The organism is Kitasatospora purpeofusca, from assembly GCF_034043715.1.
Lineage (GTDB): Bacteria > Actinomycetota > Actinomycetes > Streptomycetales > Streptomycetaceae > Kitasatospora > Kitasatospora purpeofusca_A.
This window is the reverse complement of record NZ_JAXCLC010000022.1, coordinates 56,881-70,044: the sequence shown is the minus strand read 5'-3', so window position 1 is coordinate 70,044 and position 13,164 is coordinate 56,881. Positions and strand designations below refer to the sequence as shown.

12 protein-coding genes and 2 tRNA genes are annotated in these 13,164 nt (G+C 71.6%); 12 read left to right on the top strand and 2 right to left on the bottom strand.

Features of this window, described 5'->3' with window-relative positions; genetic code table 11:
* Window positions 1-18: 18 nt before the first annotated feature.
* The 8 genes from gyrB to SM793_RS13950 all read left to right on the top strand — a co-directional run bounded on the left by gyrB (window position 19) and on the right by SM793_RS13950 (window position 8,538).
* Entirely contained in the window at window positions 19-2,040 is a 2,022-nt protein-coding gene (gene gyrB, locus SM793_RS13985) for a DNA topoisomerase (ATP-hydrolyzing) subunit B (RefSeq protein ID WP_320438480.1), read from the top strand.
* A gap of 121 nt (window positions 2,041-2,161) precedes the next feature.
* Entirely contained in the window at window positions 2,162-4,708 is a 2,547-nt protein-coding gene (gyrA, locus tag SM793_RS13980; RefSeq protein WP_320438509.1) for a DNA gyrase subunit A, read from the top strand.
* A 158-nt stretch (window positions 4,709-4,866) separates the two neighbouring features.
* Complete coding sequence (locus tag SM793_RS13975; RefSeq protein WP_320438479.1) at window positions 4,867-5,607, top strand: DUF3566 domain-containing protein; 741 nt, start codon at window positions 4,867-4,869, stop codon at window positions 5,605-5,607.
* 283 nt (window positions 5,608-5,890) lie between these two features.
* Complete coding sequence (locus tag SM793_RS13970) at window positions 5,891-7,285, top strand: cyclopropane-fatty-acyl-phospholipid synthase family protein (protein ID WP_320438478.1); 1,395 nt, start codon at window positions 5,891-5,893, stop codon at window positions 7,283-7,285.
* A gap of 16 nt (window positions 7,286-7,301) precedes the next feature.
* A tRNA-Ile gene (locus SM793_RS13965) sits at window positions 7,302-7,378 on the top strand.
* A gap of 157 nt (window positions 7,379-7,535) precedes the next feature.
* Complete coding sequence (locus SM793_RS13960; RefSeq protein WP_320438477.1) at window positions 7,536-7,889, top strand: DUF6191 domain-containing protein; 354 nt, start codon at window positions 7,536-7,538, stop codon at window positions 7,887-7,889.
* 256 nt (window positions 7,890-8,145) lie between these two features.
* Window positions 8,146-8,274: a DLW-39 family protein gene (locus tag SM793_RS13955; RefSeq protein WP_014137031.1), complete on the top strand. Its 129-nt coding sequence runs from the start codon at window positions 8,146-8,148 to the stop codon at window positions 8,272-8,274.
* Between the two features lie 191 nt (window positions 8,275-8,465).
* Window positions 8,466-8,538, top strand: a tRNA-Ala gene (locus SM793_RS13950).
* A 229-nt stretch (window positions 8,539-8,767) separates the two neighbouring features.
* On the opposite strand, the gene SM793_RS13945 is transcribed toward SM793_RS13950, so the two are convergent.
* Entirely contained in the window at window positions 8,768-9,502 is a 735-nt protein-coding gene (locus SM793_RS13945) for a DUF5324 family protein (RefSeq protein ID WP_320438476.1), read from the bottom strand.
* Window positions 9,503-9,794: 292 nt separating this feature from the next.
* Here SM793_RS13945 and SM793_RS13940 point away from each other — a divergent pair, with 292 nt between their 5' ends.
* Window positions 9,795-10,703, top strand: a complete 909-nt coding sequence (locus SM793_RS13940; protein ID WP_320438475.1) for a rhomboid family intramembrane serine protease — start codon at window positions 9,795-9,797, stop codon at window positions 10,701-10,703.
* A gap of 362 nt (window positions 10,704-11,065) precedes the next feature.
* Here SM793_RS13940 and crgA read toward each other — a convergent pair whose 3' ends face one another.
* Window positions 11,066-11,314: a cell division protein CrgA gene (gene crgA / locus SM793_RS13935; RefSeq protein ID WP_030392407.1), complete on the bottom strand. Its 249-nt coding sequence runs from the start codon at window positions 11,312-11,314 to the stop codon at window positions 11,066-11,068.
* Window positions 11,315-11,434: 120 nt separating this feature from the next.
* Here crgA and SM793_RS13930 point away from each other — a divergent pair, with 120 nt between their 5' ends.
* From SM793_RS13930 to SM793_RS13920, 3 genes are all read left to right on the top strand, one after another.
* Entirely contained in the window at window positions 11,435-12,190 is a 756-nt protein-coding gene (locus SM793_RS13930; protein WP_320438508.1) for a DUF881 domain-containing protein, read from the top strand.
* A gap of 74 nt (window positions 12,191-12,264) precedes the next feature.
* Entirely contained in the window at window positions 12,265-12,444 is a 180-nt protein-coding gene (locus SM793_RS13925; RefSeq protein WP_320438474.1) for a hypothetical protein, read from the top strand.
* 57 nt (window positions 12,445-12,501) lie between these two features.
* Window positions 12,502-13,164, top strand: coding sequence for an aminodeoxychorismate/anthranilate synthase component II (locus SM793_RS13920; RefSeq protein WP_266270606.1), 663 nt, complete (start codon window positions 12,502-12,504; stop codon window positions 13,162-13,164).

The following is a 13,164-nucleotide window of genomic DNA, read 5'->3' as shown; positions in this document are numbered from 1 at the left end:
GGAGCGGGGATGCGGCCCGTGCTGTGCCAGAGAGGGCGCTTCGTGGCCGATTCCGGCAACCCCAGCCAGATCCCAGACCAGACCGACCCGGCCGGGAGGTCGTACGACGCCAGCGCCATCCAGGTGCTGGAGGGCCTCGACGCCGTCCGCAAGCGCCCCGGCATGTACATCGGTTCCACCGGTGAGCGCGGACTGCACCACCTGGTGCAGGAGATCGTGGACAACTCCGTCGACGAGGCGATGGCCGGGCACGCGGACACCATCAACGTGTCGCTCCTGGCCGACGGCGGCGTCCGCGTGGTCGACAACGGCCGAGGCATCCCGGTCGGCATCATGCCGGGCCAGGGCAAGCCCGCCGTCGAGGTCGTGCTGACGGTCCTGCACGCGGGCGGCAAGTTCGGCAACGGCGGCTACGCGGTCTCCGGCGGTCTGCACGGCGTCGGCGTCTCGGTGGTGAACGCGCTCTCCACGCGCCTGGCCGTGGAGATCCACACCGACGGCCACCGCTGGACGCAGGAGTACAAGGTCGGCGCGCCGACCGCCCCGCTGGCGCAGCACGAGGCCACCGAGCTGACCGGCACCAGCGTCACCTTCTGGGCCGACCCGGACATCTTCGAGACCACGGTCTACTCCTTCGAGACGCTCTCCCGGCGCTTCCAGGAGATGGCGTTCCTCAACAAGGGCCTGACCATCGCCCTGACCGACGAGCGCCCCGAGCACGTCGACGAGCAGGGCAAGCCGCTCTCCGTCACGTACAAGTACGACGGCGGCATCGCCGACTTCGTCGCCCACCTCAACTCCCGCAAGGGCGACGTGATCCACCCCACGGTGATCGACTTCGAGGCGGAGGACAAGGACAAGGCGATCTCGGTCGAGATCGCCATGCAGTGGAACACCTCGTACACCGAGGGGGTCTACTCCTTCGCCAACACGATCCACACCCACGGCGGCGGCACCCACGAGGAGGGCTTCCGCTCCGCGCTGACCGGCCTGGTCAACCGCTACGCCCGCGACAAGAAGCTGCTCCGGGAGAAGGACGACAACCTCTCCGGCGAGGACATCCGCGAGGGCCTGACCGCGATCATCTCGGTCAAGCTCGGCGAGCCGCAGTTCGAGGGCCAGACCAAGGACAAGCTCGGCAACACCGAGGCGAAGACCTTCGTCCAGCGGGTCGTCCACGAGCAGCTGAACGACTGGCTGGACCGCAACCCCAACGAGGCCGCGGACATCATCCGCAAGTCCATCCAGGCCGCCACCGCCCGGATGGCCGCCCGCAAGGCCCGCGACCTCACCCGTCGCAAGGGCCTGCTGGAGTCCGCCTCGCTGCCCGGCAAGCTCAGCGACTGCCAGTCCAAGGACCCGGCCGAGTGCGAGATCTTCATCGTCGAGGGTGACTCCGCCGGCGGCTCGGCCAAGCAGGGCCGCGACCCGCGCACCCAGGCCATCCTCCCGATCCGCGGCAAGATCCTGAACGTCGAGAAGGCCCGGATCGACAAGGTGCTGCAGAACACCGAGGTCCAGGCCCTGATCTCGGCCTTCGGCTGCGGCATCCAGGAGGACTACGACGAGTCCAAGCTGCGCTACCACAAGATCGTGCTGATGGCCGACGCCGACGTCGACGGACAGCACATCCGCACCCTGCTGCTGACCCTGCTGTTCCGCTTCATGCGGCCGCTGGTCGAGTCGGGCTACGTGTACCTCGCGATGCCGCCGCTGTACAAGATCAAGTGGGGCAAGGAGGACTTCGAGTACGCCTACTCCGACCGCGAGCGCGACGCCGTGATCGCGGCGGGCGTCGAGGCCGGGCGCCGGCTGCCCAAGGACGACGCGATCCAGCGGTTCAAGGGTCTCGGCGAGATGAACGCCGAGGAGCTCCGCATCACCACCATGGACGCCGAGCACCGCCTCCTCCTCCAGGTCACCCTGGAGGACGCCGCCCGCGCCGACGAACTGTTCTCGGTCCTGATGGGCGAGGACGTCGAGGCCCGCCGCTCCTTCATCCAGCGCAACGCCAAGGACGTCCGCTTCCTGGACGTGTGACGCCTGCCCGCAGGCCCCGCACGTACCAGTCCGCGTGAAAGGAAACTGACCACCAGTGGTCGACGACAACCGTCCCGACGGCGAGCAGCCCGAGACCCCCGAGGTCGCCACCACGGCGACCATGCGCATCGAGCCGGTCGAGCTCGAGACCGAGATGCAGCGCTCGTACCTCGACTACGCCATGAGCGTCATCGTCAGCCGGGCACTGCCCGAGGTGCGCGACGGCCTCAAGCCGGTCCACCGCCGGGTGCTGTACGCGATGTACGACGGGGGCTACCGCCCCGAGAAGGGCTACTACAAGTGCGCCCGCGTCGTCGGCGACGTGATGGGCAACTACCACCCGCACGGTGACACCTCGATCTACGACACCGTGGTCCGGCTGGCCCAGCCGTGGTCGCTGCGGATGCCGCTGGTCGACGGCAACGGCAACTTCGGCTCGCCGGGCAACGACCCGGCCGCGGCCATGCGCTACACCGAGTGCAAGATGGCGCCGCTGGCCATGGAGATGATGCGCGACATCGACGAGGACACCGTCGACTTCGCCGCCAACTACGACGGCCGCTCGCAGGAGCCGACCGTCCTGCCCGCGCGCATCCCCAACCTGCTGGTCAACGGCGCCACCGGCATCGCCGTCGGCATGGCCACCAACATCCCGCCGCACAACCTCCGCGAGGTCGCCTCCGGCGCACTCTGGGCGCTGGAGCACCCGGACGCCTCCAACGAGGAGCTGCTGGAAGCCCTGATCGAGCGGATCAAGGGCCCCGACTTCCCCACCGGCGCGCTGATCGTCGGCCACCGCGGCATCAACGACTACTTCCACACCGGCCGCGGCTCGGTCACCATGCGCGCCGTGGTCGAGGTCGAGGAGATCCAGGGCCGCCAGTGCCTGGTGATCACCGAGCTGCCGTACCAGGTCAACCCGGACAACCTCGCGCTGAAGATCGCCGACCTGGTCAAGGACGGCCGGGTCGCCGGCATCGCGGACGTTCGCGACGAGTCCTCGTCCCGCACCGGCACCCGACTGGTGGTCGTGCTCAAGCGCGACGCCGTCGCCAAGGTCGTGCTGAACAACCTGTACAAGCACACCGAGCTGCAGACCAACTTCGGCGCCAACATGCTGGCCCTGGTCGACGGCGTGCCGCGCACCCTGTCGCTGGACGCCTTCATCCGGCACTGGGTCAACCACCAGGTCGAGGTCATCGTCCGGCGCACCACCTTCCGGCTGCGCAAGGCCGAGGAGCGCGCCCACATCCTGCGCGCGCTGCTCCGCGCCCTGGACATGATCGACGAGGTCATCGCGCTCATCCGGGCCTCGGCGAGCGCCGACGCCGCCCGCAGCGGCCTGATGCAGCTGCTCTCGATCGACGAGCTCCAGGCCAACGCGATCCTGGAGATGCAGCTGCGCCGGCTGGCCGCCCTGGAGCGGCAGCGGATCATGGACGAGCACGACGAGCTGCAGCGCAAGATCGACGAGTACAACGCGATCCTCGCCTCGCCGGTCCGCCAGCGCGAGATCATCTCCGAGGAACTCACCGCGATCGTCGAGAAGTACGGCGACGAGCGGCGCTCGACCCTGATCCCCTCCGACGGCGACCTCTCGATCGAGGACCTCATCGCCGAGGAGGACATCGTCGTCACGATCACCCGCGGCGGCTACGTCAAGCGCACCCGCTCCGACCTCTACCGCTCGCAGAAGCGCGGCGGCAAGGGCGTGCGCGGCGCCCAGCTCAAGCAGGACGACATCGTCGACCACTTCTTCGTGACGACGACCCACAACTGGATCCTGTTCTTCACCAACAAGGGCCGGGTCTACCGCGCCAAGGGCTACGAACTGCCGGACGCCGGGCGCGACGCCCGCGGCCAGCACGTGGCCAACCTGCTGGCCTTCCAGCCGGACGAGCACATCGCCCAGGTGATGGCCGTCCGCACCTACGAGGACAAGCCCTACCTCGTCCTCGCCACCCGGGCCGGCCTGGTGAAGAAGTCCCCGCTCAAGGACTACGACTCCCCGCGCTCCGGCGGCCTGATCGCGATCAACCTGCGCCAGGACGACGAGGGCCGCGACGACGAGCTGATCGGCGCCGAACTCGTCTCCGCCGCGGACGACCTGCTGCTGGTCTCCAAGAAGGCGCAGTCGATCCGCTTCACCGCGACCGACGACGCGCTGCGCCCGACCGGGCGCGCCACCTCGGGCGTCAAGGGCATGTCCTTCCGCGAGGACGACGAACTGCTCTCGATGAACGTGGTCCGGCCCGACACCTACGTCTTCACCGCGACCGACGGTGGCTACGCCAAGCGGACCGGGGTGGACGAGTACCGTGTCCAGGGACGCGGCGGCTACGGCACCAAGGCGGCGAAGATCGTCGAGGGCCGGGGCACGCTGGTCGGCGCCCTCGTCGTGGACGAGAGCGACGAGATCATGGCGATCACCCTGTCCGGTGGGGTGATCCGCACGAGGGTTTCCGAGGTTCGTGAAACCGGACGTGACACCATGGGCGTCCAACTGATCAACCTGGGTAAGCGCGATGCGGTCGTGGGCATGGCCCGCAACGCGGAAGCCGAGGACGAGGAGTCGGTCGAGGACGAGGAGGCCATCGAGGCCACCGGGTCCACCGAAGCGGCCGAGGGTACGGGTACGGCGCCGGGCGAGCAGACCGCCCAGGCCTGACCTCGTACCGCGTCGGCCGGTACCGTCGCGTCCGTACATACGTGTACGACGTGCCGGTACCGGCCGGCGACCAGTACCGGGCAATCCCGCCGGGCGCTGGATGACGAGTGACGAAGCAGGGCGGTGCGGCCGTCCTGGTGGGAAGTGCGGGAGGACCAGTGAGTGGAGCCACGGGTGCTGCGGGAGGAGCCACCGGCGGCCGTCCGGGCGCAGCACAGGGCGGCGGGGCGTACGGGGTGCCGCAGCCGCCGGCCGAGCACCCGGCCTCGTCCACCTCGCTGATGCCCCCGGTCGGTGGTGCGGGCCAGGGCGGCGCGGGGTACGGCGGCCAGCCGGTCCCGCCGCCGCCGGGTGCACCGGCGGGTGGCGGGAGCGGGTTCTCGCAGCCGACCACCTATGCCAAGGGGCAGCCGACCCCGCCCCGGGGCACCCGGGTCGGCGGCGGCCCGACCCCGCCCGGTGGGACGCCCGCCGGCGGCACCCGCCGTCCGGCCGCTCCGCCGGTGGCCTCCGGCGGCCTGGGACGGACCAGGAAGGCCCGGCTGCGGGTGACCAAGGCCGACCCGTGGTCGGTCATGAAGGTCAGCTTCCTGCTGTCGCTGGCGGTCGGGATCATCATCATCGTGGCGGCCGCGGTGCTGTGGATGACGCTGGACTCGCTCGGCGTCTTCGACTCGCTCGCCAAGACGCTGAAGGACGTCACCGCTTCGGAGACCAACGGCGGCGGCCTGAACCTCATGGACTACGTGGGCTTCGGCAAGGTGATGACCTTCACCTCGCTGATCGCCGTGGTCGACGTGGTGCTGCTGACCGCGCTGTCCACGCTCTCGGCGTTCATCTACAACGCGGCGGCCGGCTTCACCGGCGGCATCGAGCTCACCCTGGCCGAGGAGGACTGACCGTCCGGGCGTGACCCGGACTCAGTTCCCGCCCCGCACGGGGCGCTTCCGCCCAGGGGCGGAATCAGCGGGCCCCACCGGCTGTTGCAGCCGGTGGGGCCCGTCGGCATTCGGGTGACAGCCGCGGAGCGCGGCGTGCCGCCCGGACGGGCCGGGTGGGTGGTGGGCTTAGCTTGGTCAGCCCGTTCCGCCCTCCCGGCCGCCGCAGCCCTCCCGGTCCCACCCGGACCCCCCGGTCGGGACCGGCACGGCCGCACAAGGCACGGCAGGACGGAGGCGCGCGGTGGCGGAGCTCGCAAGGCGACTGGTCGAGGCCCTGGACGGGCTGCTGGGGGTCCCGGTACCACTGCGGCTGCAGACCTGGGACGGCAGCGCCGCCGGCCCGCCCGGGGCGCCCACCCTGGTGCTGCGCAACCGCCGGGCGCTGCGCCGGCTGCTCTGGCGGCCGAACGAGCTGGGCCTGGCCCGTGCCTACGTCGCGGGCGACCTCGACGTCGCCCCGGGCAGCGACCTGTACGAGGTGCTGCGCGCCGTCGCGCACGTCGCCGAACTCCCCGAGGTACGCCGGATGCGGCTCGGCCCGGGCGACGTGCTGGGGGCCAGGGGCCGCCGCGCCGCGGGCGCCCTGCTGCGGGCCGGTGCCGTCGGCCCGCAGCCGGCCCCGCCGGCCGAGGAGGCGCCGGACGCCCGCGGCCGGGCGCACAGCCGCGGGCGGGACCGGGCCGCGATCCACCACCACTACGACGTCGGCAACGACTTCTACGCTCTGGTGCTGGGCCCTTCGATGGTCTACTCCTGCGCGTACTGGGAGCCGGCCGCCAGAAGTCTGGAGGCGGCCCAGGCGGCCAAACTGGACCTCATCTGCCGCAAGCTCGGCCTGCGGCCCGGGATGCGGCTGCTGGACGTCGGCTCCGGCTGGGGCTCGCTGGTGCTGCACGCGGCCCGGCACTACGGGGTGACGGCGGTCGGGGTCTCGATCTCCGCCGAGCAGGTGGCGCTGGCCCGCCGGCGGGTCGAGGAGGCGGGCCTCGCGGACCGGGTGGAGATCCGGCTCCAGGACTACCGGGAGATCCCGGACGGCCCGTTCGACGCGATCTCCAGCGTCGGCATGGCCGAGCACGTCGGCGAGGCCCAGTACCAGGTGTACGCCGAGCACCTGTACCGGCTGCTGGTGCCCGGCGGCCGGCTGCTCAACCACCAGATCGCCCGCCGGCCGGACCGCCCCGGCGAGCCGTACCGCCCCAGCCCGTTCATCGACCGCTACGTCTTCCCGGACGGCGAGCTGTCCCCGGTCGGTGCCACCGTGTCCAGACTGGAGGCGGCGGGCTTCGAGGTGCGCGACGTCGAGTCGCTCCGCGAGCACTACGGGCTGACCCTGCGTGAGTGGGTGGCCAATCTGGAGGCGCACTGGACGGAGGCGGTCCGGCTGGTCGGCCGGGGCCGGGCCCGGGTCTGGCGGCTCTACATGGCGGCCTCCGCGCTGGCCTTCGAGGAGAACCGGATCGGGGTCAACCAGATCCTCGCGGTCCGCACCGGCGCGGACGGCGCGGCCCGGCTGCCCGCCACCCGCGCCGAATGGCTGGCCACCTCGGGCACCGCCTCCGACCTGCCCGTCCCGGAGGGCACCGGCGGAGGGCCGGGCGTATCGGATTTGGGGGATCGGCGATCGGTCCGCTAATCTTTCAGTGCGGCAAGGGGCTATAGCTCAGACGGTTAGAGCGCTTCCCTGATAAGGAAGAGGCCACAGGTTCAAGTCCTGTTAGCCCCACCACCGCGAAGGGCCCGGAGCACCGCTCCGGGCCCTTCGGCGTTTCCCGGCCCGGAGCCGGAACCACGGGCCCCGCCCGGGGGTTGTACCGGGCAGGGCCGGGACTGCCCGGCGGCTTCCGACGGACGAGGCGGTGGCGCGTATGGCGATGGTCTTCGCGATGACCATTCCGGGGCTGGTCTGCGTGCTGGTGGCGCTGTCCTTCGTCGACCAGCTGGCCCTGCGGGCGCGCCGGTCGCGGCTGGTGCCCTGGCGGGGGACCGGCCGGGAGGGGCAGATATCCGCGACCGGCTTCGAGCAGCTGCACGCGCAGTTCGCGGCCGGCAAGCAGCACCAGCTCGACGAGCGGCAGAGCAGTCTGATGCTGCGCGACGAGGAGGGCGAGGGTGCGCCGCCGCGCACCAGGGTGGACCTCGCGGGCGGAGTGGCGGTGGTGGTGCCGCCGGTGGCTTCCGTACCGGCTCCCGCAGCGGCTTCCGGTCCGGTGCCGGGGTCGGTCGGGCAGGAACGGTGACGGCCCTGCGGAGGGTCTGCGCCGGGCGGAACGTACGACAGGAGGTGTGGCGTCAATCCTCCGACCGGACGGGTCGGTTGGAGGCAGCGGTGGCTGGTCACGATTGGGACACCGGTGTGTATCATCGGCCGCAAGGGCAGTCCGGCCAGCCGACAGCCCGTTCGTGCTCGTAACAAACCATGGACTCGTCGGCCCGATCGGAACGATCGGCGCACGGCTGCTGAGTCCGTCAACGCAAGAAGGACGAGGTCCCGCGGTGAAGAAGCTTCTCCTGGTCGCCCTGGTCGCCCTCGGCGGCTTCTTTGTCTACCGTCAGGTCCAGGCGGACCGCGCCGAGCAGGACCTGTGGACCGAGGCCACCGACCCGGTCCCGGCCGGTCGCTGAGGCCCCGGACGATCTGACGATCGACAGTCTTCGGAGGCGCCGGACGGTGCCTCCAGGGCCGGCCGGCCCGGTCGGGTGACCGGGTCGGCCGGACGGTCCCGGCCCCGCCCGGCCGGCGAGCCGGGACGGGGCGCCGGATCCGCACCGGGACCGGGTACGCTTGTGCCCGGTGGTGCGCATGGTGCCGCCCCGGGGCGTTAGCTCAGTTGGTAGAGCGCTGCCTTTGCAAGGCAGATGTCAGGAGTTCGAGTCTCCTACGCTCCACAGTCGCCCACCTCGGGTGGGCAGCGGTACGGCGAAGGGTCCGACCAGCAGAACGCTGGTCGGACCCTTCGCCGTTGCCGGGCCCGGCCCGTTGCGCGCGCGCTCGCCCGGGTCAGAACGTCGGGCAGATGTACGTCCTGACCGCGGCGAGGATCTTGGCGGACTTCTCCGGTCCGAATGGTCCCGGCGGCCGCCGACCTGGGTTCGGGTCGACGGCCGCCGGGCTCTTTCAGTGCGGTTTGCGCGGATCGTGCGGCTTGGGGTGGTCTTCGCCGGGAGCCGCGGTGGGCCCGGGGTGGTCCTGCGACGGGCCCGGGTCGGGCCGGTCCTCCACCGCGGCGGCGTCGGACGGGATGTCCGAGGAGCCGTTCACGGTGCCGCCGCCGGTGCCGGAGGCGTGCGCGCCGACCGGACCGGCGGAGGCGGTGGTCGGCGGTTCGACCAGCCACTCCGGGTTGCTGCGGTGCCGCCACCACTGCCAGGCGACCAGGCCGCTGGCGATCGCGACCACGCCGGCCACGGCCAGGCCGGTGGCCCAGCCGCTCCGGCAGGACCGGCGGGCGTTGCGGGCCGCGAGGTCGCCGATCTCGGCCGAGGTGACGTTGCCGCGCATCGCGGTCAGGGCGGCGGCGCCGCGCATCTGGGCCTCCTGCGCCACCGGGACGACGGTGGCGCGGGCCTCCTCGACGGCTTGCGCGACCCTGGGGACGACGGCGGAGCGGGCCTGGTCCGCCGCCCGGGCGGCGGACAGACGGGCGGCGAGCGCCTTCTCCTGAGCACGGTGCACCGTCTTGAGGGCGTTCTGCTGGGCCTCCGGTGGCAGGCTGGCGAAGGCGTGACCGACCTGGGGGGCGATGTGCCGGTCGTACTGGACGCGCGCGGTGTGGGCGGCCTGGGAGGCCTGCTGCCGGGCGTTGTCCGCGAAGTTGCCGGCCGTCTCACGGGCCGAGTCCAAACGGGTCACGAGAGTCTCTCCTCCTGGTGGCGTCCTATATGCACATATCCACCTGAATGCTGATCATGCCTCCGTATTTGTCCGATGGCATGCCGGAGTGGGCCGTACGCGGGGTGCCGGGCGGGACGCCGTGCGGAAGCGGGGACGCGGTGACGGGGGTGCGTGGGCCGGTCGGGGGCGGGTAGGGCCGCAGTAGGCTGGCGGTCCGGCGGATCCCCGCCGGGAGCGCGCACGTGTCGTCGTAGCGAGTCGTACCAAGTCGTAGTAAGTCGTAGTAAGTCGTGGCAGAAGGGGATAGCCGATGCTCCCGGACGAGCCCAGGCCGCCGATCGACCGGACTCCGGGGCCCGGGGGCGGCCCGGGGCCGGCCCGCTGCTACCGGCACCCCGAGCAGGAGACCGGCATCGGCTGTTCGCGCTGCGGCCGGCCGATCTGCCCGCAGTGCATGGTGAACGCCTCGGTGGGCTTCCACTGCCCCGAGTGCGTCCAGGAGGGCGGCCGGCAGGTCCGGCGGGCGACCACCCGGTTCGGCGGGCGCCCGGCCGGCGGCGACCCCCTGGTCACCAAGGCGTTGATCGGCATCAACCTGGTGGTGTTCGTCCTGGCCGCCTACGTGCTCACGCCGTGGCTGGCCTACGACCTCGAACTGCGCAGCTTCGCCCCCGATCCGGCGTACCCGTTCACCAACGGCGTCGCCGAGGGCCCGGGCCAGTGGTACCGGCTGCTGACCGCCGTCTTCCTGCACACCGCGCCGTGGCACATCGCCACCAACATGCTGGTGCTCTGGGTGCTCGGCCCGCAGTTGGAGGCCGCCCTGGGGCGGATCCGGTTCCTCGCGCTCTACCTGCTCTCCGGGCTGGCCGGCAGCGCCTTCGCGTTCCTGGTGGCCGGCGACTCGATGCGGTCGCTGGGTGCCTCGGGTGCGGTCTTCGGCCTGCTGGGCGCGACCGTGGTGCTGTACCGCCGGGTCCGGGCGCCGCTCGGGCCGATCGTCGCGCTGCTGGTGTTCAACCTGATCGTCACCTTCTCGGTGCAGGGCATCGACTGGCGGGCCCACCTCGGCGGGCTGGTCGCCGGGATGCTGACCGCGGCCGGCCTGATGTACGCCCCGCGGGCCCGCCGGGCGGCGGTGCAGTGGCTGACGCTGGCGGGGGTGGCGGGCCTGGTGCTGGTGATGCTCCTGGTCGGGATGTCCGCCTACGGCGGGTGATCCGACCCCGCCGGACGGTACGCGCGCGGGTGCGACGGCCGCACGGTTGTCCACAGCGGGTGCGGGGTTGTGCACAGGCGGTGCCGGCCGATGGCTGCGGACGACTGTTCTACGCGCGTCCAGCTGTGCGTATTCGGCATTCGGGGAAGGGCGCGGGGCGGTGTGGAAAGCGCCCCCGGCGCGAGTTATCCACAGGCCCGCAGGACTTTTCCCCAGTGTGGATAACCATGTGGATAAACGCGATAGGCGGATAACCGCGAACGCCGGAACTGCCTCCAGCCGTCCGGGCGCACCACGAAGCCGCCCCGGGGACCAACCGTACCGGGGCGGCGGTGGAGGAACTCAGGGCCGGGGCCCGGACGTCATTTCCACTGGGTGGAGACGCCGAAGCCCGCCGCGATGAAGCCGAAGCCCACCAGGATGTTCCAGTTCCGCCAGCTCTCGACGGGCCAGCTGCCACTGGTCACGTAATACGTGACGATCCAGACCAGACCGATCAGGAACAGCGCCAGCATCAAGGGGGCAACCCAGCCGCGGCCCGAACTGATCTTCACCGTCGCCGTGGTCGGCGGCGTGTAGTCGGACTTCTTGCGGAGTCGGGACTTCGGCACGAGGAGCTCTCCTGTCGATGCGCTGTGACCGCGCAGGGGTTCACGGTGGTGTGGCGGCGTCCGTTAGCGTAGTGGCTCGGCGGGTCCGAAGGAGATAAGGGTACGGTGCCTAATTTGTCGATTCCCCCTCGGGCCGTCCGTACCCGCGCCTCCGGCACCCGAATTGTCGGACGTGCCCTGACCTGCGCCGTCTTCGCACTCGCCGGACTGCTCTTCTACATCAGCGCGCAGACCGCCCGCGGCACCGATCTGCGCACCGACAACTCGCTGCTCAGCCTCTCCGACGTGATACGGCAGCGCAGCGCCCAGAACCAGCAGTCCCAGGCCCAGCTCGCCGACCTCCAGGACCGCTCCCAGCGGCTCACCGAGCAGCAGGGCGGCAGCCCGGCCGACGCCGCCCGGCTGGCCGCCCTGGAACAGGCCGCCGCGCTGGAGCCGCTCCAGGGCCCCGGCCTCACCGTCACCCTCAACGACGCCCCGCCCAACGCGACCTCGCGCGTCCCCGGGGTGCGCGAGCCGGACGTCAACGACCTGGTCATCCACCAGCAGGACATCCAGGCCGTGGTCAACGCGCTCTGGCGCGGCGGCGCCGAAGGCGTCCAGGTGATGGACCAGCGGCTGATCTCCACCAGCGCCGTCCGCTGCGTCGGCAACACCCTGCTGCTCCAGGGCCGGGTCTACTCCCCGCCCTACGTTGTCAGGGCGGTCGGGCGGACCGACGCACTGCGCGCCGCCGTCGACACGGACCCCTCGATCCGCACCTACCAGAAGTACGTGCAGGCCTACGGCCTGGGCTGGAAGCTGCAGGAGAGCGGCGACCTCGCCCTGCCGGGCTACTCGGGCACCGCGGACCTCCGCTCGGCCACCGGCCAGTAGCGGTCCGGTGCACCGGACCGCTCCCAGGGTCCGGGTCTACTCTTGACCCCAGTCCAATACGTCGAGGGAGCACCATGTACGGCTGGATCTGGCGTCACATGCCGGGGAACACCCTGGTCAAGGCCGCCATCTCGGTGCTCCTCGTGCTGGGACTGGTCTACCTCCTCTTCACCTACGTCTTCCCGTGGGCGGAACCGCTGCTCCCCTTCGGTGACGTCACAGTGGACGGGAACGGCGACGGCGCCGTCGGCTGACCCGACGACCCGCCCCGTCCCGTCCCGGTCCCCGCACCCCTCGGAGAACGCGCGCCCATGACCTCCCGGCCGACCCAGCCCCGCATCCTGGTCGTCGACAACTACGACAGCTTCGTCTTCAACCTGGTCCAGTACCTCTACCAGCTCGGCGCCACCTGCGAGGTGGTCCGCAACGACGAGGTGACCGTCGAGCACGCGGTGCGCCGCGACGGCGACCGGGGCTTCGACGGGGTGCTGCTCTCCCCCGGCCCGGGCGCCCCGGAGGAGGCCGGCGTCTGCATCGAGATGGTGCACCACTGCGCGCGGGCCGGCCTGCCGGTGTTCGGCGTCTGCCTGGGACTGCAGTCGATCGCGGTGGCCTACGGCGCGGTGGTCGGCCGGGCGCCGGAGCTGCTGCACGGCAAGACCTCGCCGGTCGAGCACGAGGACGGCGGCGTGTTCGCGGGCCTGCCCTCACCGCTCACCGCGACCCGGTACCACTCGCTGGCGGTCGAGCCGGCCACCGTGCCGGACGAACTGGTGGTCACCGCGCGCACCGGCAGCGGCGTCATCATGGGGCTGCGCCACCGGGACCTCGCGGTGGAGGGCGTGCAGTTCCATCCGGAGTCGGTGCTCACCGAGGGCGGTCACCGGATGCTCGCCAACTGGCTGGCCGAGTGCGGTGACCCACGGGCCGTCGACCGGTCGGCCGGGCTCGCCCCGGTGATCGGCCGGGGCTGA

Bases quoted from the DNA above. Each gene is read 5' to 3' on its own strand.
- gyrA (WP_320438509.1), top strand. From the start codon at position 2,162: ATGCGCATCGAGCCGGTCGAGCTCGAGACCGAGATGCAGCGCTCGTAC.
- SM793_RS13960 (WP_320438477.1), top strand. From the start codon at position 7,536: ATGACCATTCCGGGGCTGGTCTGCGTGCTGGTGGCGCTGTCCTTCGTC.
- SM793_RS13940 (WP_320438475.1), top strand. From the start codon at position 9,795: ATGCTCCCGGACGAGCCCAGGCCGCCGATCGACCGGACTCCGGGGCCC.
- SM793_RS13925 (WP_320438474.1), top strand. From the start codon at position 12,265: ATGTACGGCTGGATCTGGCGTCACATGCCGGGGAACACCCTGGTCAAG.
- SM793_RS13920 (WP_266270606.1), top strand. From the start codon at position 12,502: ATGACCTCCCGGCCGACCCAGCCCCGCATCCTGGTCGTCGACAACTAC.